The organism is Clostridium weizhouense, from assembly GCF_019431045.1.
GTDB classification, from domain to species: domain Bacteria; phylum Bacillota; class Clostridia; order Clostridiales; family Clostridiaceae; genus Clostridium; species Clostridium weizhouense.
This window is the reverse complement of sequence record NZ_JAHXPT010000002.1, coordinates 172217-198330: the sequence shown is the minus strand read 5'-3', so window position 1 is coordinate 198330 and position 26114 is coordinate 172217. Positions and strand designations below refer to the sequence as shown.

Genomic DNA, 26114 nt, shown 5'->3' with positions numbered 1-26114 from the left:
TTAAAAGTCAACAATTATTACTTAATAATATATTATATAATAATTATTATTGATTAAAACGTATAAAAGATATATTGTATAATAAAATAAAAAAAACATTGTATAGTTAATAAAAGTTTGATAAAATATAAATAGGACAAGTTGTTAATTAATTAACAAACTATAATGAAGAAGTAACATGAGATTATAACTAATAAAGAGTATATAATCTATTATAGTTAAGGAGGCGTATTTTATGGGAAAATATAAAGTTGGGGATGAACTAATAATAGTAAATGATCCAAATAAAGAAATGAAGAAATTGAAGGATTTAACTTGTCTAAAAGTTGAAGGAGATTTTGCTAAAATATCATGGGGAATTAAAATAGTAGATGTAGAGTATGACAAACCAAATGTAACTTTAACTTATATAAATTTTAAAGGTGAAAAAAATAAGGTGTTTTCAGTTTGTAAGGACATAGAAAATTTTGATAAACAAAAAGTATTAGAAAAAGCATTATTAAGAGCATTTCAAAATGAAATAATAAATATATCAGTTGATAAGAATAGCTAAATAAATTGTATTGTATTTAAAGAGGTGAGTTAAATAAACTAGCCTCTTTTTTGCTATAAATAATTTAAATGTTATGATATAATACTATAATATAGTAAATAATATCTATATATATACTAAATATAATTTTGTTGTTAATTAATTAACAACAAAATTATAGTAATGATAAAACACATAATATTTAAATACTTAAGGAGGCATATTTATGGATAAATATAGAGTTGGGGATGAATTAATAACTATTAATAATCCAAGTAAAGAAAGCCAAAAATTAAAAGATTTAACTTGTTTAAAGGTGGATGAAGAATTTGCTCAAATATCTTGGGGGATAAAAATTGTAGATATAGAATATGATAAGCCAAATGTAACTTTAACTTATATAAATTTTAAAGGTGAAAAAAATAAAGTATTTTCAGTATGTAAAGATATAAAAAACTTTGATCAACAAAAAGTACTAGAAAAAGCATTATTAAGGGCATTTCAAAATGAAGTAATTAATATATCTGTTAATAAGAATAGTTAAATAATAATACAAAAAAGAGTTTAGGATTTAATGACTAAACTTTTTTTTGTATATAAAAATTATAATGTTTAAAACAAAGATATAATATATAATTGGGGATTAAGATACAAAATTAATATTATTTGGAAAATACCTTTATTTTCCTTAAATTTTATAATATAATAAATTCGAGAAGAACAATTTTTTACAAAAAAAGGGTGGGTTTTTATGAGCAAATGTCCATTTTGGTCAACGAGGAAAGAGTATTATGAGTGCTATGATTCATGTCCAATGTTAAAAAATGAATTAGGTATGGAAGAACAATGTGTATTTAAAGAATATTTATTATTAAATAGAATTAATTTTAAAGATGTGGTAAAAGAAGATTATAATTTTTTAAAAAAGTCTATTTATGATAATAGTAGTATTGAATATTAAAAGATATAATAATCGTTTAATTAATCCTATAACTAATAAAATATTTAGTTATAGGATTAATTATTTTTAAAATGAATTTATTTATTTTAATCTGATAGTTCATATGAATTTGTATATTTATGAAGCAAGGACTGTTTTAATGACCATAAATTATTTGATAAATCTACATAATAATTATGAGGATTTTCAAATCTTAAAACTTCAGACCATAATTTATTTGTTTCATTTTTAGAAAACTTTTTAATTTCTAAAACAGTTGGAGATGTATAAATACATTTCCCTTTATCGAATATTTGAACTTGAAGTTCTTTAGTATAGTAATTGATAAGCTTTTTTCTTTTCCAAGTATGAATTGGATCAAAAATAGTTAATGGTTGACTTTCATCTATAAGTTCATGTTTTAATGCTATTAAATCAGCTAACGCTTTATGGGAATTTTTATCAAATATTCTTATTATTTTCTTAAAACCAGGATTAGTTATTTTTTCATCGTTTTCACTTATTTTAATTTTTGGAATTAGTTCATTATTATTTTCTATTGCAACCAATTTATAAACTCCGCCAAAAACAGGTTCGGATTTTGCAGTTATTAATCTTTCACCAACACCAAAAGAGTCAATACAAGCACCCTGGTCTAAAACATCTTTTATTATATGTTCGTCAAGAGAGTTAGAAATAACTATTTTACAATCACTATATCCAGCTTCGTCTAACATTTCTCTACAACGTTTTGTAAGATAAGTTATATCTCCTGAATCTATTCTAATACCTGTAGGTCTTTTACTAAGTGGTTTTAAAATTTCATCAAAAACTTTAATGGCATTAGGTATTCCAGACTTTATAACATTATAAGTATCAATTAGCAATAAACAATTATCAGGATAAAGTTCAGCCCAAGACTTGAAAGCTTCATATTCTGTGTCAAATAATTGTACCCAACTATGAGCCATTGTACCTACAGCAGGTATATTAAACATTTTATCGGATATAGTACAAGCAGTTGAATCACATCCACCTATTATAGCTGCTCTAGCTCCGTATATTGCTCCATCGTATCCTTGAGCTCTTCTTGAACCAAATTCCATTACAGGACGTTCACCAGCAGCTCTACAAATTCTATTAGCTTTTGTTGCTATTAAAGTTTGATGGTTTATAGTTAAAAGTATCATTGTTTCTATGAATTGTGCTTGTATAACTGGCCCTCTAACTGTAATTAACGGTTCATTTGGAAATACTGGATTTCCTTCTGGTACGGCCCAAACATCACATGTGAATTTAAAGTCTTTTAAAAATTGCAAAAATTCTTCTGAAAAAGTATTTTTACTGTTTAAATATTCAATATCTTCATCTGTAAATCTTAAATTATTTAAATAATGTATTAATTGGTCAACCCCAGCCATTATACAATATCCACCACCATCAGGAACTCTTCTAAAAAACATATCAAAATAAGCAATTTTATCTTTAAGTCCTTTTTCAAAATATCCATTTCCCATAGTTAATTCATAAAAATCAACTAACATTGTTAGATTTCTTTCATCTCTAACATCAAAATTAAACTTAGTATTCATTAGTAGTCTCCTTTAAACCAAACTTCTATTTAGACACATTCAAAAAATAATAGACAGTATATTTTAAAATTTTATTTTATATTTAGTATTTCTTAATGTGTACTAGTAATTATATATTTTTAGTTTGTGCAAAATTTTATAAATGTAATATAATAAAATTATTGTACCTCGATAACATAATTATTACAATATGCTTATTATATAGCAGTATAATAATAATGAGTATTATACGATTAAGAATAAAGGGGAAGTTTAATGAAATATAGTCTAGATAAGTTTCAAAATGAAGCAGTAGTTACAAAAGATAAAAATGTTTTAGTAGTTGCAGCGCCAGGTTCAGGAAAAACTACAGTTATAATTAATAGAGTAAATCATTTGGTAATTAATAAAAATATCAGTAATGGAAATATTATAGTAATTACATTTACAAAAGCAGCTGCAAAAAATATGAAAAACAGATATGAAAGTACTTTTAATAGAAGTAGTTCTCCTTTCTTTGGAACATTTCATGGACTATTCTATAAAATACTTTTAAGAATAGGAAGAAAAATAGACATATTAGAAAGTAAAATAGCAAATAAATTGATAAATAATGTGTTAACAAAATATTTTGATGATATTAATGAAGATAAGATTAAAGAAGTTATGAATAATATTTCATTGTATAAAACATCTAGGGTTAAAATAAATGAGTTTAAACCGTCTATATCTAGAGAAATATTTGAAGATGCATTAGAAATATATGAAACTTATAAAAAAGAGAATGACAAAATGGATTTTGATGATTTAGCTATCGAAACATTGAATTTATTAGAACAAAATAAAAATGCACTATTATATTATAGAAAATTATTTAAATATATATTAGTAGATGAATTTCAAGATTGTGATGAATTGCAAGTTGATTTTTTAAAGTTAATAAATGAAGGAGAAGAAAATTCACTTTTTGCAGTTGGAGATGAGGATCAATGTATATATTCATTTAGAGGATCAAAACCAATGTATATGGTGACTTTTGATAAAATATTTAAGGAAGGAAAAAAACATTATTTATCAATCAACTATAGAAGTAAAAAGAATATAGTTGATAAGTCAAAAGAATTAATAAAATTTAATAAGGAAAGAAACAATAAAGAAATATTATTTAATAAAAAAAATGAGGGAAGAATTAAATTTTTTACGCCATATAATGAAAAATTTCAGGGAGATATATTAGCTGAGTTAATTAAAAATGAAAAGCAATATAATATAGATTATAAAGAAAATGCTGTTTTATATAGAACTAATATGGAATCTATGAGTATAATAGATGTACTTACTAAGAATCATATTCCATTTAGATTATTAGATAGACAATATAATTTTTTTGAACATTTTATATGTAAGGATTTAATCTCATATTTAAAATTGGCAATGAATCAATTTGATAGAGAAAGTTTTTTAAAAGTTATAAACAAGCCATTTAGATATATAAGTAAAAGTAACTTAGATTATATAAGACAATATAAGTTTGAAGAAACCCCATTTGATATATTAACAAACAAAGATGATACTCCACATTTTCAAAAAAAGAAGCTTGATGATTTAAAGAGGGATTTTAATTATTTAAATAAGGTATCGCTAGGATCTGCTATTTCATATATAGTAACGGATTTAGAATATATAGATTATTTAAAAAACTATAGTGAAAAATTTAATCAAAATTTAGATGATTTAGAGGATGTAATAGAAGAATTTAAATTATCTGCTGAAGGTTTTAAAAATATATTTGAATTTTTAGCTCATATTGAAGAAGTTAAAGAAGAGATAGAATCAAGTAAAAATAAACATGAACAAGATGGGGTAAACCTTAGTACTATACATGGTGTAAAAGGAATGGAATTTAAAAATGTTTATATAATAAATTGTAATGAAGATACTTTGCCACATTCTTCAAGTAAAAATGAAAATATAGAAGAGGAAAGAAGATTATTTTATGTAGGGATAACAAGAGCAATAGACAATCTATGTGTATTCTCACCAAGAAATAGAAGAGGAAATTTAAAAGATATTTCAAGATTTGTAAGTGAAGCAGGATTTGATAGATTACCTAAGGATACTTATGGATATGAAGCTGGTAATGAAATAGTTCATAAAACTTATGGAAAAGGGGAAATAGATGTTATTAATGATGATAAAATAACTATAAAATTCAATGATGGAGTTGATAGAAGCTTTTCTTTAAAAGTATTAGTTGAAAATAATTTAATACAAAAGCAATAAGGAATAATAAAATAAAGATGGTTTTTATAGATAAAAATTCTCTATATTATTACTTAAAAGGTTTTTATTCGATTTTTATAGAATTATTAATAAGGATTCCATATTCTATAGAAAGAAGGGATATACTTTGAAAACAATAACAATTGTATTGTTAATAGCTATGGTTATGCTATATGGTGTTGGAAAAATTATAAATCCTAAAGATAAAAATAAAAGATTTAAATAAGACATATTAAGGTATTAATCATAATGGTTTATTATTTCTTAAATATGTCTAAAACAAAGAACTATCTCAAATTTATAAAATGTTTTTTGAGATAGTTCATTTTTGTTTTTCAAAGTTTTAAAAATATATATTAGTATAATTATGTACAATAAAGTAAAAAGATAAAATATCACTGATTGAATGTAGATAAATTATAATATATAATTTAGAGTAGATTTGTATAATTATTAGAAAATATAAGATAAAAGCATAAAGGTTGTGTTTAAATGGAGTTAAGAAATTTTAATCCTAAAGATATAATTTTTTCACTAGATATAGGAACTAGATCCATAATAGGAACTGTTGGATTAATAAGAGATAAAAAATTCGAGGTTGTATGTGAAGAGTATATGGAACATGAAGAAAGAGCTATGGTAGATGGACAGATTCATGATATAAACTTAGTAGCATCTGTTGTCGAAAAGATTAAAAGAAAAATTGAAGAAAAAATAGAAATTACTTTGAAAGAAGTTTCAATAGCAGCAGCGGGAAGATTTTTAAGAACTGTAAATTCAAAAGCAGAAATTGAAATAGATGAAGAACAAGAGATAGATAATGAAATTGTACGAAGTCTTGAATTAAGTGCAGTTAAAAATGCTGAAGAGGAAATAAATAATTCAACAGAAGGTAAATTATATTGTGTTGGGTATTCAGTTAAAAGTTATTACTTAAATGGATTTATTATATCAAATTTAATAGGTCATAAGGGTCAAACACTTCAAGCAGATGTAATTGCAACATTTTTACCAAGATCTGTTGTGGACTCACTTTATGCAGTAATGAATAAGGTGAATTTAAAAGTTACTAATTTAACTTTGGAACCTATTGCTGCAATAGAGGCAGCAATACCTAAGAATTTAAGATTGTTAAATATAGCTTTAGTTGATATTGGTGCAGGAACTTCAGATATAGCAATAAGTTATAAGGAAACAATATCTGCATATGGAATGGTTCCTATGGCTGGTGATGAGGTAACTGAGGTTATTGCACAGGAGTATTTAGTAGATTTTAATACAGCAGAATTTATAAAAAGAGCAGTAAATGAATCAGAAGAAATAAAATATGTGGATGTACTAGGACTTGAAAATGTAATATCATCAGAAAGTGTAACTAAATTAGTTAAACCTATAGTAAAAAAAATATCAGAAGAAATTTCAAGTAAGATATTAGAACTTAATGGTAATAAACCACCAAGTGCAGTGTTTTTAGTTGGTGGAGGTGCTCATACTCCAGAACTTTTAAATAGTATTTCTACTAATTTAAATTTACCATCTCAAAGAATAGCAATTAAAGATAGAAAAGCTATTCCGGAATGTGTAGCTGATAATAATTTAGGTTCAGCTGGAGTTACAGTAATTGGAATAGGATTAATAGCTTTAAGGAATTTAGGTACAGATTTTATAGATGTTATCTTAAATGATACTCCTATTAGTTTATTTAATTCACATAAACATACTGTCATGGATGCATTACTTCAAGCAAGAATAGACCCCAATTTACTTATAGCTAGAAATGGCAAGAGTATAAGATTTAAATATAATGGTCGAAAGAGAATAGTTTTTGGAGAATATGGAACTAATGCAAAGGTTACTATAAATCAACAAGAAGCTACTTTAGAAACAGAAGTCAAAGCAAATGATAATATAGTTATTGAGTATGCTAAAAATGGAAATGATGCAAAACCAAAAATATCAGAACATATTAATAATATAAATTCAATTTCGATTTATATAGATGATGAGCTTGTAAATCTTGACCCAATAATTTTAGTTAATAATAAAGAAAAAGATATAGATGATTTTATAAGCAATAATGATGAACTTAATGTTTTTATACCCAATAAGATTAAAGATATTAAAAAATATATATTAAATGAAATGAATATAGATATATTAAAAGATAATAGGTTATTAGATGATGATTATGAAGTTTCGGAAGGAAATATACTTAATAAGTTTAAAAAGTCAGAGCTAAAGGATAATGATAATGATAATGTTGATGAATATAATAATTTAAAAGAATTATATAATAAAGATGTTAATGAGAATATTTCTACATCCATAGAACTAGAAAATATAGAAGAACTTAAAAGTAATTATAATGAATTAGAGATTGCAATTGATAATGATGAGGAAATGGATTCTGAAAAAATTCAACAACCTAATTTTAAAGAGAAATTTAATGAAATTAAGATTGTTGTTAATAATGAAGAAGTAGTATTAAAAGGTAAAAATGAATATATATTTGTAGATATATTTGATTATATTGATTTTGATTTAACAGTTTCAAAAGGCAATATAAATGCAAAATTAAATGGTGAAAATTCATCTTATACAGCGAAATTAAAAGAAGGAGATGTCATAGAACTATTTTGGTCAAAATAATTTTGGAGGACGATATTAATGATAGATTTTAATAAAGAAGCTAATGAAATAAAAGACGAATTAATATCTATAAGAAGAGATTTACATGAACATCCAGAAGTAGGTTTTGAAGAGGTTAGAACTTCGGGAATTATTAAAGATTTCTTAAAAAAGGAAGGGATTTCATATATAGAATTATCTAAAACAGGTGTTTGTGGAATTATAACTGGAGAAAAAGATGGAACTAAAAAAACAATAGCATTAAGAGCAGATATGGATGCACTTCCTATTCAGGATATGAAATCATGTCCATATAGTTCAAAAATTTTAGGTAAAATGCATGCTTGTGGTCATGATTCACATACAACAATACTTCTTGGGGTAGCTAAAATATTAAATAAACATAAAAATTTATTTAGTGGAAATATAAAATTAATATTTGAACCTGCTGAAGAAACAGTTGGTGGAGCTAGATATATGATAAAAGAGAATGTTTTAGAAAATCCTAAAGTAGATTGTATATTAGGTCTTCATGTTGATGAAAATGTAAAAATAGGAAATATAGAGATAAAAAAAGGTGTTGTTAATGCGGCATCAAATCCCTTTAATATAACCATAATAGGGCAAGGAGGACATGGAGCAGCACCACATACAACAGTTGATCCAGTTGTTGTAGCAAGTCATATTGTTGTAGCACTTCAAAGTATTGTGAGTAGGGAGATATCACCTGTAAATCCTGCTGTTATTACAATTGGAACTATTCATGGTGGGACAGCACAAAACATTATTCCAGGAGAGGTTAAATTAAGTGGAATAATAAGAACAATGACTAAAGAAGATAGAGAGTTTGTAATAAAGAGATTAAAAGAGATTGTAAATGGAATTGCTTTATCATCAAGAGCTAAAGCAGAGATAGAAATAGAAGAAAGTTATCCTTGTCTTTATAATGATGACGATATGGTTGATTTAATAAGAAATTCTTCAGGAAGTATTCTAGGAGTAGAAAATGTACTAGAACAAAAAGCTCCTCATATGGGAGTCGAGAGTTTTGCATATTTTGCTATGGAAAAACCATCAGCATTTTATTTTTTAGGCTCAGGAAATAAGGAGAAAAAAACTACAGAACCTGCACATAGTGATTTATTTGATATAGATGAAGATTGTATTCCGATTGGAGTAGCAATTCAAAGCTTGTCAGCATTTAATTACTTGACAAAGTAACAAAATAATATTAAGCTAACGAATGATATATAAGGCATAATTGGGTGAAATTAACCAAGGCATATTCAAAAAAATAATAAGTCAATCTTTAGGTCTATTTTGTGTCATACTTCGTCAGCGAAACCCCGCAATAGCTGTAATATTCCGAGGCTTCACTTCCTTGTCTGACGCAAAATATCCTCAAAATTTTTGATTTATTATTTTCTTTCAGATGCCCAAAAGAAAAAACTAGGAGTGATAATATTTGAAAATCGAAATAGGTTCAAATGAAGCTGGCCAAAGATTAGATAAATTTTTAAGAAAATTATTAAAGGATGTACCTTTAAGTGCAATTTTTAAAGCTTTAAGAAAAAAAGATATAAGAGTAAATGGGAAAAAACAAAATGAAAAGTATTTTTTAGAAGAAGGAGATATAGTTGAAATAAAATATATCCAAAGTAAACAAGATAAAAAAGAAAAATTTATTAAGGTAGATTCTTCGGGTATAAAAATTACATATGAGGATGAAAACTTGTTAGTAATTGAAAAATGGCCAGGAGTATTAGTTCATCCAGATCAAAATGGAAACGAAGCAACATTAACAGACTATGCACTTTCATATTTAAATGAAAAAGGAGCATATATACCAGAAAATGAAATAACATTTACCCCAGCTCCATGTAACAGATTAGATAGAAATACATCAGGAATAGTTATGTTTGGAAAAACATTTGAGGGGTTAAAATCAGTAAATGAAGCTATAAGAGAAGATAGAGTTAAAAAGTATTATATGGCATTAGCTAAAGGTAAAATAAAAGATGGTTTATATACTGGGTATATTTTAAAAAATCAAGAAACTAATATATCAAAAGTATATGAAAAAGAAATACCAAATTCAAAAAAAATAGCAATGGAAGTAACTACAGTGCAAACAAATGGTGCTTATTCATTATTAGAAATTAATTTAATTACAGGAAGAAGTCATCAAATAAGAGCTCATTTAGCTCATTTAGGGAATCCAATTATTGGTGACAATAAATATGGAGATAAGAAGATAAATTCATTCTTTGATAATAAGTATGGATTGAATTATCAATTTTTATATGCTTATAAATTAAATTTTAAAGAAATGAATGGAAAATTAGAATATTTAAGAAATAAAATAATAGTGGAAGCATTGCCTCCAATGTTAAAAAAAATAAAACAGGATGCGTTTAAATTTTCACTTAGATAGGGGTCAAATATGGAAGAACAATCATCTACCAAAGGATTTGTAATTCTTTCAGCAGCAGGAATTTTAGCTAAACTAATGTCTGTATTCTATGTACCTTTACTTAGAAGAACAATAGGACTTGAAGGCCTAGGAATATATCAGATTTGCTATGAAGTATTTATTTTTGCATATGCTGTTACCACGTTAGGAGCACAACCAGCAGTTGCAAAAGTTGTTGCAGAACTTACAGCAGTAAACAATAAGATAGATGCTATAAAGGTATTAAAGATATCAAGAATACTTTATGCGGGTATAGGAGCTCTCTTGAGTATATTAATAATGATTTTTGCAAATCCAATAAGCATAATTATAGGAAAACCAGAAGCAGCATATGGATTATTATTTTTAGCACCTAGTATTTTTATTACATCGATATTATCTGCTTATAGAGGATATTTTCAAGGTATAAATAGTATGACAGCTATAGCTGTATCTCAAGTATTAGAACAAATTATAAATGTTTTAATAAGTTTAATATTTGCATATGTATTAGTAAAGATAAGTATTCCTTATGGAAGTGCAGGAGGAACTGTAGGAACTACATTAGGAGCAGTTATAGCATGTCTTTATATGATATATGTTTATTATAAAAAAGGTTTTGAAGAAGAAGCATTAGATGGAGAATCTTCTTCAAAAAGGATTAGTAATAAAAGAATAGTTAGAAGATTAATTAAGTATGGGGTACCAATTACATTAAGTTCAGGACTTCAAAATTTAGGAAGTTTAGTTGATATGGTTAATGTAAACAATAGACTTACTTTTGCTGGATTTCTTTCTAAAGAGGCTACTGAACTTTATGGGATATTAGGAACATATAAAACTTTATTATCTGTACCATTAGTAATAGTAACAGCTCTTGCTACAACTGTTTTACCTGCAATAGTAAGTGCTGTTGCTTTAAAGGATAAGAAAGAAGTTAGAAAAAAAGTTAACTTTGCATTTAGAATAACCTATTCAATAACGATACCTGCAGCAGTTGGACTTGCAATTTTGAGTAAGGAAATTTATCAATTATTATATGGATCAACCGAAGGTTTTGAACTTATGATATATGGTTCTGTAGTAGTTATATTTATGGCAGTAGTTCAAATACAAAATGTTATATTACAAAGTATGAATAAACTATATTTTGTTTTAGTAACTTTTTCGATTGGAATAATTGCTAAAATAACAGCAAATTACATATTGGTTGGTATAAAAGAAATAAATGTTTTAGGTGCTGTGTTTGGAAATTTTTTATGGTTTTTTATACCATTTGTATTAAATCACAGAAAACTTAGTAAGACATTGAGAATGAGAATTCCAATTATAAAGCATATATTAAAGCCAATTATATCATCTATTGGAATGATTGTAGTGGTAGGTTTAATGAAACAACCAGTAGGGGTGTTACTTATACTATTTAATGAAGGAAACATATTAACATTTATTACTACTATAATTATGATTTCAACAGCAGGATTTGTTTATTTGTATTTAATGATATTGCTAGGTGGAATTAGAAAAAATGATATTATGTCATTTTCAACAAAAGCATATAATATATTACCAAGATTTTTAAGAAAAAAACTTAGATAGATTGCTAAAAAACTAAAAGAACTGTTTGCTAAAAGGCTGTATTAATATACAATTTTAAACTTGTATATTAATACAGCCTATTTAAAATTAATACTAAATTTAATTTATATTGAAACATAAATTTTTTGAAAAATATTTTTTGATAGGTCTTTAAATATCACCTTCTCCAAAAGTGCCCAAGTATATGAATATTATAAAAGTAAGTCCTATTACAATGAAATTATTTAAAATAGGCATATTTATAAATACATTTTTTGAAAATATACTTATAATTAAAAATGTTAAAAAAGCAAGTAACATATATATTAGAACATTTGATTTACTTAATCTTATATTGATATGTTTATTAACTTCATGCATATTAAGACAAAGCCCTATTCCACAAGCTATAAAGAGTGTTATGCTATTACCGAATATATTAATTGTTGGTATTGCAGTGAATATATATAAACATATTAGTTCAATTAATGCTTCAATTAAGGAATTTCTAAGAATTATACCTTGTCTATTGAGTCCATTTAATATACCGAACATAGTTGTTGCAGTAAAAAAAACAGGAGCAGATAATGAAGCAATTCTAATATATTTACCTAGATCATCTCTTCCAAAAAACATCTTACCTAACCCATCAGGTACAATATTACAAACTATTGCAGTAGAAAGTCCAAGTAAAAAAGCAATTTTAATAACTTTTCTAATTCTAATTGAAGCTTTATATTGTTTTCCTTCACTTAACGTTTTAGAAAGATCAGGAATAAGTAATGTATTAATAGTTGAAACTACAATTAAGGGTATTGTTATTAAAGTCATTGCCATACCATTATATTTGCCTATTAAACTTAATGCTTCTGAATAATTAAAACCAGCATGTACAAGCCTTCTTGGAACAATTAAAGTGCAAAGAGTCCAAAGAATATTGGTTAAAAATCCATTCAAACATAATGGTATAGATATTATAATAACATCAAACAATAGTTGGAATTTACTTTCAGGTTTTTCATAAGATGGCGGCATTTTATTTATGGAATATTTATAATAGATAAATAAACAAAATAAACTTTGAAATTCACCAATACATAAGGCAACTGTAGCTAATGTAACCATATTTTGCAAAGTTTTTGCTTTTAAAAAAAATATAAGTATACTTACAGTTAAAATTCTCATAGCCTTTTCACATATATCAATAATAGCTGGTACTGTAATTCTGGAAGTACCGTAAAAATACCCTTTAAATATGTTAGAAATTGCAATGCAGACCATAGCAGGACAAATTACTCTAATTGCATCTATAGTTCTTACATCTTTAACGCCATATTTACCTATTAATGGAGCAGAAAAAAATACCATAATGCCTATTAAAAGTGCCCATGATATGTTAAATAAAGAGACAACTCTAATGGTTCTAACTATGTTATTATGTTCCCCTTGTTGATTATATATGGCAGCAATTTTAGAGATAGATGCAACAACTCCAGCAGTCATAAGACATATAAATAAATTATAAATAGGCATAACTAAATTATATAATCCCATACCTTCAGGCCCTAAAATTTTAGAAAGATATATTGTAAAGATAAATCCTAAAATACCCGTTGTTACGTTTGATGCAGTTAGTAGAAAAGAATTTTTTAAAAAATTGTCTTTACTCAAATCTCATTCACTCCTTTAAGGCAGATTAAAAAAATAATAGATTAGTATGTTTTTTATTTGTACTTAGTTAGTAGATTTAACTATAAATTTATTATTAATTTTGTTTTCTTGTATGAAACAAAATATATATCATATCTTTGATTTATTATTTTTTATGTGCCTAAATTACTATAAATAATATTCAAATATATAAGTAAATATGAACATTTTAAATTTAAAGTTAAGAATAAAAATTATTATTATGTTTATGAATTTATAATAGAATTAAACTAATCTGCATTCAAAAAATAATAGATTAGTGTGTACATATAATTAAACTATTATTTTATTTCATGTGCCTAAATTTTACATTATAACAAATATTTTAAGACAAAAGGTTAATATAAAGTGCATATTTTATTATCTTAAAAATATAAATTTAATAAGGGATTATTATGAAAATATTAATAATAGAATTGAATAAAAGTTTAGTTGCTAATTAAGAATAACGAAAGGTAAATATAATAATTATTTAATATAAAGGGGTGGTGATAGGGTGAAAAGATTTTTTAAATTTTTAATTATTTCTATAATAATAGTAAGTACATCATTTTTAGTATTTAAATTTTCAGGAGTGTATAGAGTTAATATTTTAAAAGATAACATAAATTGGAGTATTGTAGCTAAAAACTGTAAGGAATCAGTGACATTTGATAAAGATGAGGAGGATAATACATATGTCGCTTATAAAAATTTAATAAAATTATTAAAAAAAGATGGACGTGAAGAAGTATTAGTAGAAAAAGATGAGTTATGTATAGAAGAGTTAATATATTATAAGAAAAATTTATATTTTCTTTCAAAAGACAAAATTTATAATTATAGTTTAGAAAATAAGAGTTTAAAAATTATAATCAATAATATACCAACAGAAGGAAAATATTTAGATAGGCATTTAATAATAAAAGATTCTAAATTACTTTTATCTATTGGTGCAGCTACTAATTCTGGGATTGCAGAAAATGATAAAAAATCTAATTTAATGAATATACCATATGATAATAGCCCTATAAATATTATATTAAATGGGGAAAACTATGGAGAGAAAAAGACAGGAGCATTCATGCCGTATAGCAATTCCAGTGTAAAAGGGCAAAAAATAAATGCCGAAGAAATAGGAAATGCTTCTATAGTTAAAATCGCTTTAGATAATAATAAAAAATCATTATATGCATGTGGTATAAGAAATATAACAGGCTGGGATTTGGATAGCGACAATAACTTAATAGCTATAGTTGGTGGTATTGAAAATGTTGGAGTAAGAGGAGTAGAGAGAGATTTTGATTATATTTATAAATTAGATGATGGAACCTGGTATGGATGGCCAGATTTTAGTGGGGGTGATCCTATAACTTCTCCGAGATTTCAGGGAGAAAATAAGGTGAATCCTATTATTTCAAATCCTCCTAATAAAGTCGTTCCTGCTCCATTATATCAATTTTCTAAACTTGGAAATATTAAATATTTGGCTATAGATAAGGATGGAGCTGTATTGGGAAAAGACTCTAGAATATTTTATGATAAAGAACTAAATACAATATGTTCTATAGATAAAAATGGGGTTTTATATAAATTATTAAAACTTAGAGATGAAAGTAGGGTTGGAGGAATAAAATATTTAAATGAGTCAATATATATATTAGATTCAGGTATAGGTTGTATATATAGGTTACAATTAGATAATTCTAGTTTAAAATTTAATTTACCAAAATCGGTTTCTATATTTATAATTATATTATTATTTATTTTAGTTATATTGAATATAATTAGATTTAATAAGATTAAAAAATAATATAGATAGTTTATGATGTATATATTTCTAACTAGATAGTATTAATACATGTATATATTTAAAAGATTAAAATATAAAATTCTCATACTAGTAATTGTAAAAGCTCGATTTTAAAGTAAAAAATTGGGCTTTTATATTGGTAAAAAATATTTTATATAGTAAAATGTCTATGAAATGTTTTATTAATTCCATAGAAAACCCTATTATAAGCAAGTTTTTTATCTAATAATTATGTATAATATATAGTACACTAGATAAATAAAAAGTGATGGGGGAGAAGAAATATGGGAAAAACATTGATAATTAATTTAGAGGATATTGATTTAAAGGGAGATATCCTAGATGTTGGTCAAGAAAACTTTGGTATAATATATAGTATTTCAAAGGAGATTGAAGATGAATTATCTCTAGATTATGTGTCTAGTAACAATAAAACTCAACTCAAAAATGATGAATACGATGCTTGCACACTCTTTTTTAATTTAAATAGATTTTGGAGTAATATGGAAAAGGAAAGATTGATTAAGGAAGTGAATTCTTATATTAAAGCAGATGGTCAAATATTAATTTGGGATATTAATAAAGAAAGAGGAAAAGTATTTAATAATAAAATAAAAGTTATACTACCTAAAGGTAAAATAAAAGAATTTACATTTAAAAATTTAAATCCAATTTTAAATTCTAGTGTAGATGAAGTTAAGAAAATAATTTCTAAGTATTTTCAAGTAGAAGAATTAAAAACTTGGGAAGATATTTTTTTTATAAGAGCTAGAAAGTTAGAAAATGAAGAATAAATAGTTTCAAAAAGTAGAGGAGAAAACACAAATGAAAATATTACTTACAGCAATAAACTCTAAATTTATTCATAGTAATTTAGCAGTTAGGTATTTAAGAAATTTTACTAAGGATATAGACTATGACTCGAAAATAAGAGAGTTTTCCATAAATGATAGAGAAGAAAAGATTTTGGAAGAAATAATTAATGAAAAACCAGATGTTGTAACTTTTTCAGTTTATATTTGGAATGTAGAAATGGTTTCAAGAATATCTAATTTAATTAAAAGGGTAGATGAAAATATAGAAATTTTATATGGAGGACCAGAAGTTTCTTTTGATTCAGCAAAATTTCTTGAAGAAAACATAGGTGATTATGTTATTGAGGGTGAAGGAGAAAAGACATATAGAGATTTTATATCGTTTAAATTAGGTTTAATAAATTTAAATGATGTTAGAGGATTACATTATAAAGCTAAAGGAAAAGTATACTCTAATGCGAAAAGACCTCTTATGTCTATGGATGAACTTGTCTTTCCATATGAAGATGATGAAAATTTAAATAATAAAATAGTTTATTATGAGGCATCAAGAGGGTGTCCATTTAACTGTAAATATTGTCTTTCATCAACTAGTCATGGTGTTAGATTTTTAGATGTTAATAGAGTTTTAAAAGAACTTCAATATTTTATAGATAAAAAAGTTAGATTAGTTAAATTTGTAGATCGTACTTTCAATTGTAATCATAAATTTTCAATGGCAATTTGGGAATTCTTAATAAATGCAAATACTGAAACAAGTTTTCACTTTGAGATATCAGCAGATATACTGAATGAGGAAGAGATAAAGCTTTTATCTAAAGCACCAAAAGGAAGATTTCAATTTGAAGTTGGAGTTCAGACAACTAATGATGATGTTTTAAGGAATATAAATAGATTTGTTAATTTTAGTCATATAAAAGAAAAAGTTGAAGAGCTTATGTCTATAAAGAATATAAAACAACATTTAGATTTAATAGCAGGTCTTCCAGAAGAAAATTATGAATCGTTTATTAGGTCTTTTAATGATGTCTATAAAATTAAACCAGAAGAAATACAATTAGGATTCCTAAAATTGTTAAAAGGATCTTCAATGAGAGAGGAAGCAGATAAATATGGTATGAAGTTTTCTCCATATCCTCCATATGAAATATTAGAAACAAATAGTATTACTTATAATCAATTAATAAAGCTAAAGAAAGTTGAAGAAATGGTCGATAAATATTATAATTCAAGAAAATTTAACCTTATAATTAGTTATTTTGAAAATAAGTTTAAAACACCATTTGATTTTTATTATTCATTAGGAAAATTTTTTAAAAAGAAAGGATATTTTAATAAAAATATAGGAAATATAGAATATTATAAAGTATTTTTAGATTTCAATAAGGAAATATTAAATGAAGATAATAGTTTTTTAATTGAAATAATAAAATTTAATTATCTAATTTTCAACAAAAAACGAGGATTACCTGAATTTCTAAGAAATGGAATTAAAAAAGAAGAGGAGAAAAAGATTAAAGAAAAACTTAAGGAGAAGTATTCATTTAAAGAATATTATCTTGAAAAATTTACAATAGATATAGAAAAGTATATTTTAAATAAAGAAATTTTAAAAAAAGAAAGTTATTACCTATTTGATAATACTGAAAACTATATAAGCATAAATGCTAGTGATATAGAATAAAATTTAGTTTGGTGAAATAAAGTTAAGATAACATTTACATAAATGCATATAGAATGCATACAAAATGTTTATTGACGAAATATGTCTATTTTTAAGTGGAAATACGTTAAAAATAAGTTAAAATTCTTGAAAATATATTAAAAAAGTGTATAATAAAATAGGGACAAAGTAATTAATACTATATAAAGTATTAATATATATATTATTTTTTATATCTAAGGGCATAAAGGTGGTGATATTTTGGCATTAGAAGCAATAGAAGAAATTAAAAAGTCAGAAGCTAAAGCAGATGAAATTGTTAAGAATGCTACAGATGACTCTAAAGAGATAGTTCAAAAAGCAATTGAAGAAGCTCAAAAGCAATATTCTGATACTTTGGCATCAGCAAAGAATAAGTCAAATAAGCTTATTCAAGATGCTATTGAAAAAGCTAATAAAAAAGCAGAGCCTATATTAAAAAAAGGCAAACAAGAATCAGAGGATATATTAAATATGTCTAAAGATAAAAAAGATAATGCAGTTAAATTAGTGATTGAGAGGATAGTGAAGATTCATGGCAATAGTTAAGATGAATAAATTCACCTTGTTAGCTTTTGAATCAAAAAAAGAAGAACTTCTTGAAAAATTACAAACTTTTTCAGAGGTTGAATTTATTAATCTACAAAATGAGGATGTTCAAGCAAAAAATGAACTTCTTAGTGAGCTAGATAAAGATGGAATTGATTCTGATATATCAAGGTGGGAAGAAGAATTATCAAAAGCTAAATTTGCCCTACAATTCTTACAGAATTATGTGCCTAAACAATCATTAATGAAGTCTTTACGTCAAGAAAAACTTTCATTAACTGCTAAAGAACTTGAAAAAAAAGTTTTAAATGGCAATTGGGAAAGTGTATATGACAAAGTTAAAGAAAAAGAACATGCTTTAGCTATGTTAGATAATGAAAAGACGAAGTTACAGGGAAATGTTCAAACTTTAAAACCTTATGAAGGGTTTAACGCTCCATTAGGATCTTTAGATGAACTTAAAGAGACTGTACATTTCTTAGGAAGCATTGCTAATCAATATGAAGAAGCATTGCAAAATGATTTAGATGATTGTTATTTAGAGATTATATCAAAAGACAATCAAGACACTTATTTCTTACTATTAACTAATAAAGATAAGAAAGAAGAAGTGGAAGAGGTACTAAGAGGGTTTGGATTTAGCCCATTTAAAACAGAAGAAAAAGAACTTCCTTTAAAGCTTATTCAAGACTACAATGAAAGAATTTCTCTTATTGAATCTGAAAAATTCTTAGTAAAAGAAGAATTATCAGGATATGAAGAAAATTTAGAAAGTTTAAAATTAGCTTATGAATATTATTATAATTTAGTTAACAGAAAATTAGTTAGTAGTCATTTTTTAAAGACAGATAAAACTGTTTTATTGCAAGGATGGGTTCCTATTAGCCAAAATGAAAAGTTAACTAATATTGTAAAAGAAGTCTTAGAAGATAGTTATTATTTAAATTTAGAAGAAGTAAAAGAAGAAGAAATAGATGATGTTCCTATTAAGTTAGAGAATAATGATTTAAATTCAGCATTTGAATCAGTAACATCAATGTATGCTTTACCTAAGTATAATGACATTGATCCAACACCGTTTGTTACACCATTCTATTTAGTATTTTTTGGAATGATGGTTGCAGATGCAGGTTATGGTTTATTAATGTTATTAGCATCTTTTGGTGCATTAAAGTTATTTAATTTTAAAGATGAAACTAAAAGGATGGTTAAATTCTTTATGTATTTAAGTTTTCCAACAATGTTATTTGGAGGACTTTATGGATCATTCTTTGGTGATTTACTTCCAATAAAAGGACTCATTGATACAGGTAAGGATGTTATGACTATACTAGCTATGTCAGTAGTATTTGGTGCAATTCAAATAGTTTTTGGATTATTTGTAAAAGCTGCTGTATTAATAAGAGCAGGAAAAAAAGCCGACGCTTTTATGGATGTAGGATCATGGCTTATAACATTATTTTCTATTGGTGGAATAGCAGCAGGATCAATGCTTAATATACCAGTATTGAAAACAATGTCTATAGCAGGTGCTATTATTGGTTCTTTATTGATTATTTTAACTCAAGGAAGACAAATGGAATCAACTGGTGGAAAGGTAGGTCAAGGTCTTTATGAATTATATGGTATTACAGGATATATAAGTGATTTAGTATCATATACAAGACTTATGGCAATTGGATTATCTGGTGGATCTATAGCAGGTGCTATAAATTTAATTATGAAGATGGTAACAGATAATGGAAATTCACTTTTGGGAACATTGCTTGTTGGACCATTAATATTTATTATATTCCAAACAGTAAACTTATTATTATCATTATTAAGTGGATATGTTCATACATTGAGACTTACTTATGTAGAATATTTTTCAAAGTTTTACGATGGTGGAGGAAGAGCTTTCGAACCATTTGAAACAAAAAATGAGTACATTAATTTAAGAAGAGAGTAGGAGGACAATTTAAAATGGATATGAGTTGGATTAAGTTTTTTTTAGAAAATAACGGTGGATTTGTTATGGGAGCATTAGGTGTTGCTTTAGCAGTAGGAATGTCAGGAATAGGATCAGCAAAAGGTGTTGGTATAGTTGGTGAATCTGCTGCTGGATTATTATCAGAACAACCAGAAAAATTTGGTAAAGCATTAATTCTTGAATTATTACCAGGTACACAAGGTCTTTATGGATTTGTTATAGGATTATTAGTATTTTTACAATTAAAACCAGAAACAACATTATCACAAGGTTTATACTTATTATTTGCTTGTTTACCAATTGCTATTACTGGTTTATGGTCAGGTATTGCTCAAGGTAAAGCAGCAGCTGCTGGTATTCAAATATTAGCTAAAAACCCAGAACACAACACTAAAGGTATGGTTCTTGCAGCGATGGTTGAAACATATGCATTATTAGGATTCGTTGTATCATTCTTATTAGTAAATGGTGTATTTAAATAATAGCTTAATATAAGGTTAGGATGTGAAGATTATGTCTAACATAAATAATTTAACTTCTAAAATCATAAATGATGCAGAAGATAAAAAGAGAGTAATCTTATCAGAAGCTGAAGAGAAAAAAAATAAAATAATTGCTAAAAAGCAAGAAGAAGCTGCTTCAGAAGAAAAGATTATTATAGAAAAGGCTCAAAGAGAAGCCATATCAAGAGAAGAAAGAATCATTTCTAGTGCAGAATTACAAGCAAGAAACGAAAAATTAAAATCAAAACAAGTTATCTTAAATGAAGTTTTTGAAACTAGTATTGAAGAACTTTGTAATATATCAAGTGATGATTTAAAAGGATTTGTTAAATCAGCTATATTGAATACTAATATATGTGGTAATCAGAACCTAATATTAAACGAAAAAGGTAAAAAGATAGTTGATGAAGAATTTATATCTAATATAAATAAAGAGCTTGGATCAAAAGGAAAAATAACTCTAAGTAAAGAAACAGGAAATTTTAAAGGTGGATTTATATTAGAGAAAGATGGCATAGAAATAAACAATACTTTTGAAGCTTTAGTAAATTCATTAAAAGACGAATTAGGTCTTGAAGTAGCAAGAGTGTTATTTAGTTAAGGAGGTTAACTAATGGATGTAATGCAATTTAGTCAAGTTATCCCACGACTAAGGGTATACGAGACAAAACTCCTTGATAAATCAAAAATTGACAGAATGATTGATTCTAATTCTGCCAATGAAGCATTAAAAGTGCTTCAAGAAACAGAGTATGCCAATGTTATGACAAACATTAAGAGAGCTGAAGATTATGAATTAATATTAAGTGAAGAATTAAAAAGATTATTCGACTTAATGTATGATATAAGCCCAGTAAAGTCTCTTGTTGACTTAATGAGTATTAAATATGATTATCAAAATATAAAAGTAATTTTAAAGGGTATGTTTCTTAAACAAGATTTGTCTTACTTATTAGTACATGTTGGAACAATTGAAGTTTCAAAGCTAAAGTATTTAATAGAAAATAATGACATAAGAGATTTATCTCCAATCATGAGAGATGCAATAGAAGCAGCAACAAATAACTTTGAAAATACTAAAGATCCTCAAATGGTAGATATTATTTTAGATAAATATATGTTTAAACAATTAGTACAAATTAAGAACGATATAAAAGATGGCTTTGTTAATAAATATGTGGATTCACTTATTGATTCTACAAATTTAAAGACTCTTTTAAGAGTGAAGAAACAAAACAAAGGCAGAGAATTTTTTGCTTCAGTTATTATTGAAGGAGGATCTTTAGATAAAGATAAGTTATTAGGAATGCTAAATGATGCAGTTGAAAACATAGCTAATAAGCTTGCTTATACTAATTATGCTGGTTTAATTAAATCAGGTATAGAACATTATACAAAAACAGGTTCAGTAAGTTTATTAGAAAAATTAGTTGATAACCACATCATGAGTATGATGAAGGATGCTAAAATAATACCTTTTGGTGTTGAGCCTTTATTAGCTTATATTTATGCTAAGGAAACAGAAATTAAAATTATAAGAATTGTAATGGTTGGCAAACTCAATAATATTTCTGCGGAAGTAGTAAGAGAAAGGCTGCGTGATATTTATGTATAAGAAAATAGGAGTAGTTGGAGACAAGGACTCAGTTTTAGCATTTAAAGCACTAGGAATAGACGTTTTCCCAGTAGTAGAAAATAAAGAAGCTAGAAATACTATTGATAAATTAGCTAAAAGTGATTACGCAGTTATCTTTGTAACAGAACAAGTTGCTCAAGGTATAGAAGAAACAATTGAAAGATATACTAGAGAAGTACTTCCTGCTGTAATATTAATTCCAAGCAATCAAGGAACATTAAATATAGGTATGCAAAGAATCAGCGATAACGTAGAAAAAGCTGTAGGCGTTAATATTTTATAGGAAGGTAGGTTGGTAAGGTGAAGACCGGAAAGATAATTAAAGTTTCAGGACCTTTAGTAGTTGCTGAAGGTATGGATGAAGCTAATATATACGACGTATGTAAGGTTGGACAAAAAGGACTTATCGGAGAAATCATCGAAATGAGAGGCGATAAGGCATCAATCCAAGTATATGAAGAAACATCAGGAATAGGACCTGGAGATCCAGTTGTTACTACTGGAGAACCACTAAGTGTTGAACTTGGACCAGGACTTATAGAATCAATGTTTGATGGAATACAAAGACCACTAGATGCATTTATGGAGGCTGCTAAATCAAGCTTCTTAACTAAAGGGGTATCAGTTCCATCATTAAACAGAACAAAAAAATGGGAATTCAAGCCAACAACTAAAGTTGGAGATGAAGTTGCGCCAGGATATGTTATAGGAACAGTTCAAGAAACACCTGTTGTTGAACAAAGAATAATGGTACCAGTAGGTATAGAAGGAAAAATTAAAGAAATCAAAGGTGGAGAGTTTACAGTTACTGAAACAGTTGCTGTTGTTGAAACTGCTGATGGAGATAAAGAAGTTTACTTAATGCAAAAATGGCCAGTAAGAAAAGGTAGACCATATGCATCAAAAATTAATCCAGTTGAACCAATGCTTACAGGACAAAGAGTTATAGATACATTTTTCCCAGTAGCTAAGGGTGGTGCAGCTGCAATTCCAGGTCCATTCGGAGCAGGAAAAACAGTTACTCAACACCAAATTGCTAAATGGGGAGATGCTGAAATAGTTGTTTATGTTGGTTGTGGAGAACGTGGTAACGAAATGACTGACGTTTTAAATGAGTTCCCAGAACTTATTGACCCTAAAACTGGAGAAAGCTTAATGAAGAGAACGGTTCTTATAGCTAATACTTCAAATATGCCAGTTGCAGCTAGAGAAGCTTCAATATATACAGGTATTACAATAGCTGAATACTTCAGAGATATGGGATATTCAGTATCAATTATGGCTGACTCAACTTCAAGATGGGCAGAGGCTCTAAGAGAAATGTCTGGTAGACTTGAAGAAATGCCAGGTGATGAAGGATACCCAGCTTATCTTGGATCAAGACTTGCTGATTACTATGAAAGAGCTGGTAAAGTTGAATGTTTAGGTAATGATGGAAGAATAGGATCAATAACTGCAATCGGAGCGGTATCACCTCCAGGAGGAGATATTTCAGAACCAGTTACACAATCAACTCTTAGAATTGTTAAAGTATTCTGGGGTCTAGATGCTCAACTTGCTTACCAAAGACATTTCCCATCAATTAACTGGTTAAGTTCATATTCATTATATGCAGATAAAGTTGATAACTGGATGAATGAAAATGTTGCAGAAGATTGGGGACAATTAAGATTAGAAGCAATGACTATACTTCAAGAAGAATCTAGCTTACAAGAAATCGTAAGACTTGTTGGTATTGATGCACTTTCAGAACAAGATAGATTAAAACTTGATGTAGCTAAGTCAATAAGAGAAGACTATCTGCAACAAAATAGTTTCCATGAAGTAGATACTTATACTTCTCTTAAGAAACAATACAAGATGTTAAAACTTGTTATGGGATATAAGAGAGAAGCGGCAAGAGCATTAGAAGCTGGAGTTTATTTAAATGACATCTTAGCTCTTGAAGATTTAAAAGATAGAATTGCAAGAAGTAAATATATCCATGAAAATGACTTAGATAAAATGGATGAAATCTTTACTGATTTAACAGCTGCAATTAATGACCTAATAAGCAAAGGAGGGGTAGCAAATGCTTAAAGAGTATAGAACAGTTACTGAAGTTGTTGGCCCTTTGATGGTTGTTGAAGGTGTTGAAGGAGTTAAATATGATGAACTAGTTGAAATAGAACTTCAAACTGGTGAAAAAAGAAGAGGTAAGGTTCTTGAAGTTAATGGATCAAAAGCAATGGTTCAAATTTTCGAAGGATCTACAGGAATAAATCTAAAAGGAACTAAAGCTAAGTTTTTAGGTAGACCACTTGAAATTGGTGTATCTGAAGATATGTTAGGTAGAGTTTTTGATGGTATGGGTAGAGCTAATGATAATGGCCCAGATATAATACCGGAAAAAAGACTAGACATAAATGGTGAAGCTATTAATCCAATGGCAAGAGATTTCCCATCAGAATTTATTCAAACTGGGGTTTCTGCTATTGATGGGCTTAATACATTAGTTAGAGGACAAAAATTACCTGTTTTCTCAGCATCGGGACTTCCACATGCTGAACTTGCAGCGCAAATTGCAAGACAAGCGAAAGTTTTAAATTCAGATTCTAAGTTTGCCGTTGTATTTGCTGCAATAGGTATAACATTCGAAGAAGCTCAATTCTTCGTTGACGAATTTAAATCTACAGGTGCGATTGATAGATCGGTTCTATTCATGAATCTTGCATCTGATCCAGCTATCGAAAGAATAGCTACTCCAAGAATGGCGCTTACTACAGCTGAATATTTAGCTTATGAAAAAGGTATGCACGTTCTTGTTATAATGACTGATATTACTAATTATGCAGAAGCATTAAGAGAAATTTCAGCAGCTAGAAAAGAAGTTCCAGGTAGAAGAGGATACCCAGGATATCTTTATACTGACCTTTCTACATTATATGAAAGAGCTGGAAGATTAAGAGGAAAAGAGGGTTCAATTACTCAAATTCCAATACTTACAATGCCAGAAGATGATAAAACTCATCCAATTCCAGACTTAACAGGATATATTACAGAAGGTCAAATTATCCTTTCAAGAGAATTATACAAGAAAGGATTAATGCCACCGATAGATGTTTTACCATCACTTTCAAGACTTAAAGATAAGGGTATAGGTAAAGGAAAGACTAGAGAAGACCATGCAGATACTATGAACCAATTATTTGCAGCATATTCACAAGGTAAGCAAGCAAAAGAATTATCAGCAATCTTAGGAGAATCTGCTTTATCAGAAACTGATAAGAAACTTGCTAAATTTGCAGAAGCGTTTGAAGCAGAATATGTATCACAAGGCTTTACTACAAATAGAACAGTCGAAGAAACTCTAAACTTAGGATGGAAATTATTAAAGATGATTCCAAGAACTGAGCTTAAGAGAATTAGAGACGAATACCTTGAGAAATACATGCCAAGAGAGGAAGAATAG

General features: G+C 26.9%; 21 protein-coding genes. 19 read left to right on the top strand and 2 right to left on the bottom strand.

Translation table 11 applies throughout. The annotated features are described in order from the left end of the window. Positions 1 to 235 precede the first annotated feature (235 nt). The 3 genes from KYD98_RS03580 to KYD98_RS03570 all read left to right on the top strand — a co-directional run bounded on the left by KYD98_RS03580 (position 236) and on the right by KYD98_RS03570 (position 1493). Positions 236 to 553: a hypothetical protein gene (locus tag KYD98_RS03580; protein WP_219778213.1), complete on the top strand. Its 318-nt coding sequence runs from the start codon at positions 236 to 238 to the stop codon at positions 551 to 553. A gap of 205 nt (positions 554 to 758) precedes the next feature. Then, complete coding sequence (locus KYD98_RS03575; protein ID WP_219778212.1) at positions 759 to 1076, top strand: hypothetical protein; 318 nt, start codon at positions 759 to 761, stop codon at positions 1074 to 1076. A 207-nt stretch (positions 1077 to 1283) separates the two neighbouring features. Continuing rightward, positions 1284 to 1493, top strand: a complete 210-nt coding sequence (locus KYD98_RS03570) for a hypothetical protein (RefSeq protein WP_219778211.1) — start codon at positions 1284 to 1286, stop codon at positions 1491 to 1493. 86 nt (positions 1494 to 1579) lie between these two features. On the opposite strand, the gene KYD98_RS03565 is transcribed toward KYD98_RS03570, so the two are convergent. Further along, positions 1580 to 3064, bottom strand: a complete 1485-nt coding sequence (locus KYD98_RS03565) for a nicotinate phosphoribosyltransferase (protein WP_219778210.1) — start codon at positions 3062 to 3064, stop codon at positions 1580 to 1582. Positions 3065 to 3319: 255 nt separating this feature from the next. On the opposite strand from KYD98_RS03565, the gene KYD98_RS03560 reads away from it, so the two are divergent. The 5 genes from KYD98_RS03560 to KYD98_RS03540 all read left to right on the top strand — a co-directional run bounded on the left by KYD98_RS03560 (position 3320) and on the right by KYD98_RS03540 (position 12005). Continuing rightward, positions 3320 to 5326, top strand: coding sequence for an ATP-dependent helicase (locus KYD98_RS03560; RefSeq protein WP_219778209.1), 2007 nt, complete (start codon positions 3320 to 3322; stop codon positions 5324 to 5326). A 492-nt stretch (positions 5327 to 5818) separates the two neighbouring features. Beyond that, positions 5819 to 7975 (top strand): cell division protein FtsA, encoded by a 2157-nt coding sequence (locus KYD98_RS03555; RefSeq protein ID WP_219778208.1) that lies wholly within the window; start codon positions 5819 to 5821, stop codon positions 7973 to 7975. A gap of 18 nt (positions 7976 to 7993) precedes the next feature. Further along, positions 7994 to 9175 carry a M20 metallopeptidase family protein gene (locus KYD98_RS03550; protein WP_219778207.1) on the top strand — a complete coding sequence of 394 codons (1182 nt, stop codon included), beginning with the start codon at positions 7994 to 7996 and terminating at the stop codon, positions 9173 to 9175. A 244-nt stretch (positions 9176 to 9419) separates the two neighbouring features. Next, entirely contained in the window at positions 9420 to 10388 is a 969-nt protein-coding gene (locus KYD98_RS03545) for an RluA family pseudouridine synthase (protein ID WP_219778206.1), read from the top strand. Between the two features lie 9 nt (positions 10389 to 10397). Continuing rightward, entirely contained in the window at positions 10398 to 12005 is a 1608-nt protein-coding gene (locus KYD98_RS03540) for a putative polysaccharide biosynthesis protein (RefSeq protein WP_219778205.1), read from the top strand. Between the two features lie 150 nt (positions 12006 to 12155). Here KYD98_RS03540 and spoVB read toward each other — a convergent pair whose 3' ends face one another. Beyond that, complete coding sequence (gene spoVB, locus KYD98_RS03535; RefSeq protein ID WP_219778204.1) at positions 12156 to 13655, bottom strand: stage V sporulation protein B; 1500 nt, start codon at positions 13653 to 13655, stop codon at positions 12156 to 12158. A 535-nt stretch (positions 13656 to 14190) separates the two neighbouring features. Between spoVB and KYD98_RS03530 the strand changes: the two genes are divergently transcribed. From KYD98_RS03530 to KYD98_RS03480, 11 genes are all read left to right on the top strand, one after another. After that, entirely contained in the window at positions 14191 to 15486 is a 1296-nt protein-coding gene (locus tag KYD98_RS03530) for a PQQ-dependent sugar dehydrogenase family protein (protein ID WP_219778203.1), read from the top strand. Positions 15487 to 15770: 284 nt separating this feature from the next. Further along, entirely contained in the window at positions 15771 to 16280 is a 510-nt protein-coding gene (locus tag KYD98_RS03525; RefSeq protein WP_219778202.1) for a hypothetical protein, read from the top strand. A 31-nt stretch (positions 16281 to 16311) separates the two neighbouring features. Continuing rightward, positions 16312 to 17985 (top strand): B12-binding domain-containing radical SAM protein, encoded by a 1674-nt coding sequence (locus KYD98_RS03520; RefSeq protein ID WP_219778201.1) that lies wholly within the window; start codon positions 16312 to 16314, stop codon positions 17983 to 17985. A gap of 240 nt (positions 17986 to 18225) precedes the next feature. After that, positions 18226 to 18552, top strand: coding sequence for an ATPase (locus KYD98_RS03515; RefSeq protein WP_219778200.1), 327 nt, complete (start codon positions 18226 to 18228; stop codon positions 18550 to 18552). Then, positions 18539 to 20503 (top strand): V-type ATP synthase subunit I, encoded by a 1965-nt coding sequence (locus KYD98_RS03510; RefSeq protein WP_219778199.1) that lies wholly within the window; start codon positions 18539 to 18541, stop codon positions 20501 to 20503. Before KYD98_RS03515 ends, KYD98_RS03510 begins: the two co-directional genes overlap by 14 nt. Before the next feature lie 14 nt (positions 20504 to 20517). Further along, a complete protein-coding gene (locus tag KYD98_RS03505) occupies positions 20518 to 21006 on the top strand; it encodes a V-type ATP synthase subunit K (RefSeq protein ID WP_219778198.1) in 489 nt (162 codons plus the stop codon). Between the two features lie 31 nt (positions 21007 to 21037). Continuing rightward, positions 21038 to 21628 carry a V-type ATP synthase subunit E gene (locus tag KYD98_RS03500; protein WP_219778197.1) on the top strand — a complete coding sequence of 197 codons (591 nt, stop codon included), beginning with the start codon at positions 21038 to 21040 and terminating at the stop codon, positions 21626 to 21628. 12 nt (positions 21629 to 21640) lie between these two features. Next, positions 21641 to 22642: a V-type ATP synthase subunit C gene (locus KYD98_RS03495; protein ID WP_219778196.1), complete on the top strand. Its 1002-nt coding sequence runs from the start codon at positions 21641 to 21643 to the stop codon at positions 22640 to 22642. Further along, positions 22635 to 22946 carry a V-type ATP synthase subunit F gene (locus KYD98_RS03490; protein WP_219778195.1) on the top strand — a complete coding sequence of 104 codons (312 nt, stop codon included), beginning with the start codon at positions 22635 to 22637 and terminating at the stop codon, positions 22944 to 22946. The genes KYD98_RS03495 and KYD98_RS03490 overlap by 8 nt, the downstream gene beginning before the upstream one ends. A gap of 17 nt (positions 22947 to 22963) precedes the next feature. Next, the gene (locus tag KYD98_RS03485; protein ID WP_219778194.1) at positions 22964 to 24742 is read left to right on the top strand and encodes a V-type ATP synthase subunit A; all 1779 of its coding nucleotides are present in this window, start codon (positions 22964 to 22966) and stop codon (positions 24740 to 24742) included. After that, positions 24735 to 26114: a V-type ATP synthase subunit B gene (locus KYD98_RS03480; RefSeq protein WP_219778193.1), complete on the top strand. Its 1380-nt coding sequence runs from the start codon at positions 24735 to 24737 to the stop codon at positions 26112 to 26114. The genes KYD98_RS03485 and KYD98_RS03480 overlap by 8 nt, the downstream gene beginning before the upstream one ends.

What these genes read in the sequence shown, in the direction of transcription:
- KYD98_RS03580 (WP_219778213.1), top strand. Translation starts at nt 236, where the DNA reads ATGGGAAAATATAAAGTTGGGGATGAACTAATAATAGTAAATGATCCA.
- KYD98_RS03575 (WP_219778212.1), top strand. Translation starts at nt 759, where the DNA reads ATGGATAAATATAGAGTTGGGGATGAATTAATAACTATTAATAATCCA.
- KYD98_RS03570 (WP_219778211.1), top strand. Translation starts at nt 1,284, where the DNA reads ATGAGCAAATGTCCATTTTGGTCAACGAGGAAAGAGTATTATGAGTGC.
- KYD98_RS03565 (WP_219778210.1), bottom strand. Translation starts at nt 3,064, where the DNA reads ATGAATACTAAGTTTAATTTTGATGTTAGAGATGAAAGAAATCTAACA.
- KYD98_RS03560 (WP_219778209.1), top strand. Translation starts at nt 3,320, where the DNA reads ATGAAATATAGTCTAGATAAGTTTCAAAATGAAGCAGTAGTTACAAAA.
- KYD98_RS03555 (WP_219778208.1), top strand. Translation starts at nt 5,819, where the DNA reads ATGGAGTTAAGAAATTTTAATCCTAAAGATATAATTTTTTCACTAGAT.
- KYD98_RS03550 (WP_219778207.1), top strand. Translation starts at nt 7,994, where the DNA reads ATGATAGATTTTAATAAAGAAGCTAATGAAATAAAAGACGAATTAATA.
- KYD98_RS03540 (WP_219778205.1), top strand. Translation starts at nt 10,398, where the DNA reads ATGGAAGAACAATCATCTACCAAAGGATTTGTAATTCTTTCAGCAGCA.
- KYD98_RS03525 (WP_219778202.1), top strand. Translation starts at nt 15,771, where the DNA reads ATGGGAAAAACATTGATAATTAATTTAGAGGATATTGATTTAAAGGGA.
- KYD98_RS03520 (WP_219778201.1), top strand. Translation starts at nt 16,312, where the DNA reads ATGAAAATATTACTTACAGCAATAAACTCTAAATTTATTCATAGTAAT.
- KYD98_RS03510 (WP_219778199.1), top strand. Translation starts at nt 18,539, where the DNA reads ATGGCAATAGTTAAGATGAATAAATTCACCTTGTTAGCTTTTGAATCA.
- KYD98_RS03505 (WP_219778198.1), top strand. Translation starts at nt 20,518, where the DNA reads ATGGATATGAGTTGGATTAAGTTTTTTTTAGAAAATAACGGTGGATTT.
- KYD98_RS03500 (WP_219778197.1), top strand. Translation starts at nt 21,038, where the DNA reads ATGTCTAACATAAATAATTTAACTTCTAAAATCATAAATGATGCAGAA.
- KYD98_RS03495 (WP_219778196.1), top strand. Translation starts at nt 21,641, where the DNA reads ATGGATGTAATGCAATTTAGTCAAGTTATCCCACGACTAAGGGTATAC.
- KYD98_RS03490 (WP_219778195.1), top strand. Translation starts at nt 22,635, where the DNA reads ATGTATAAGAAAATAGGAGTAGTTGGAGACAAGGACTCAGTTTTAGCA.
- KYD98_RS03480 (WP_219778193.1), top strand. Translation starts at nt 24,735, where the DNA reads ATGCTTAAAGAGTATAGAACAGTTACTGAAGTTGTTGGCCCTTTGATG.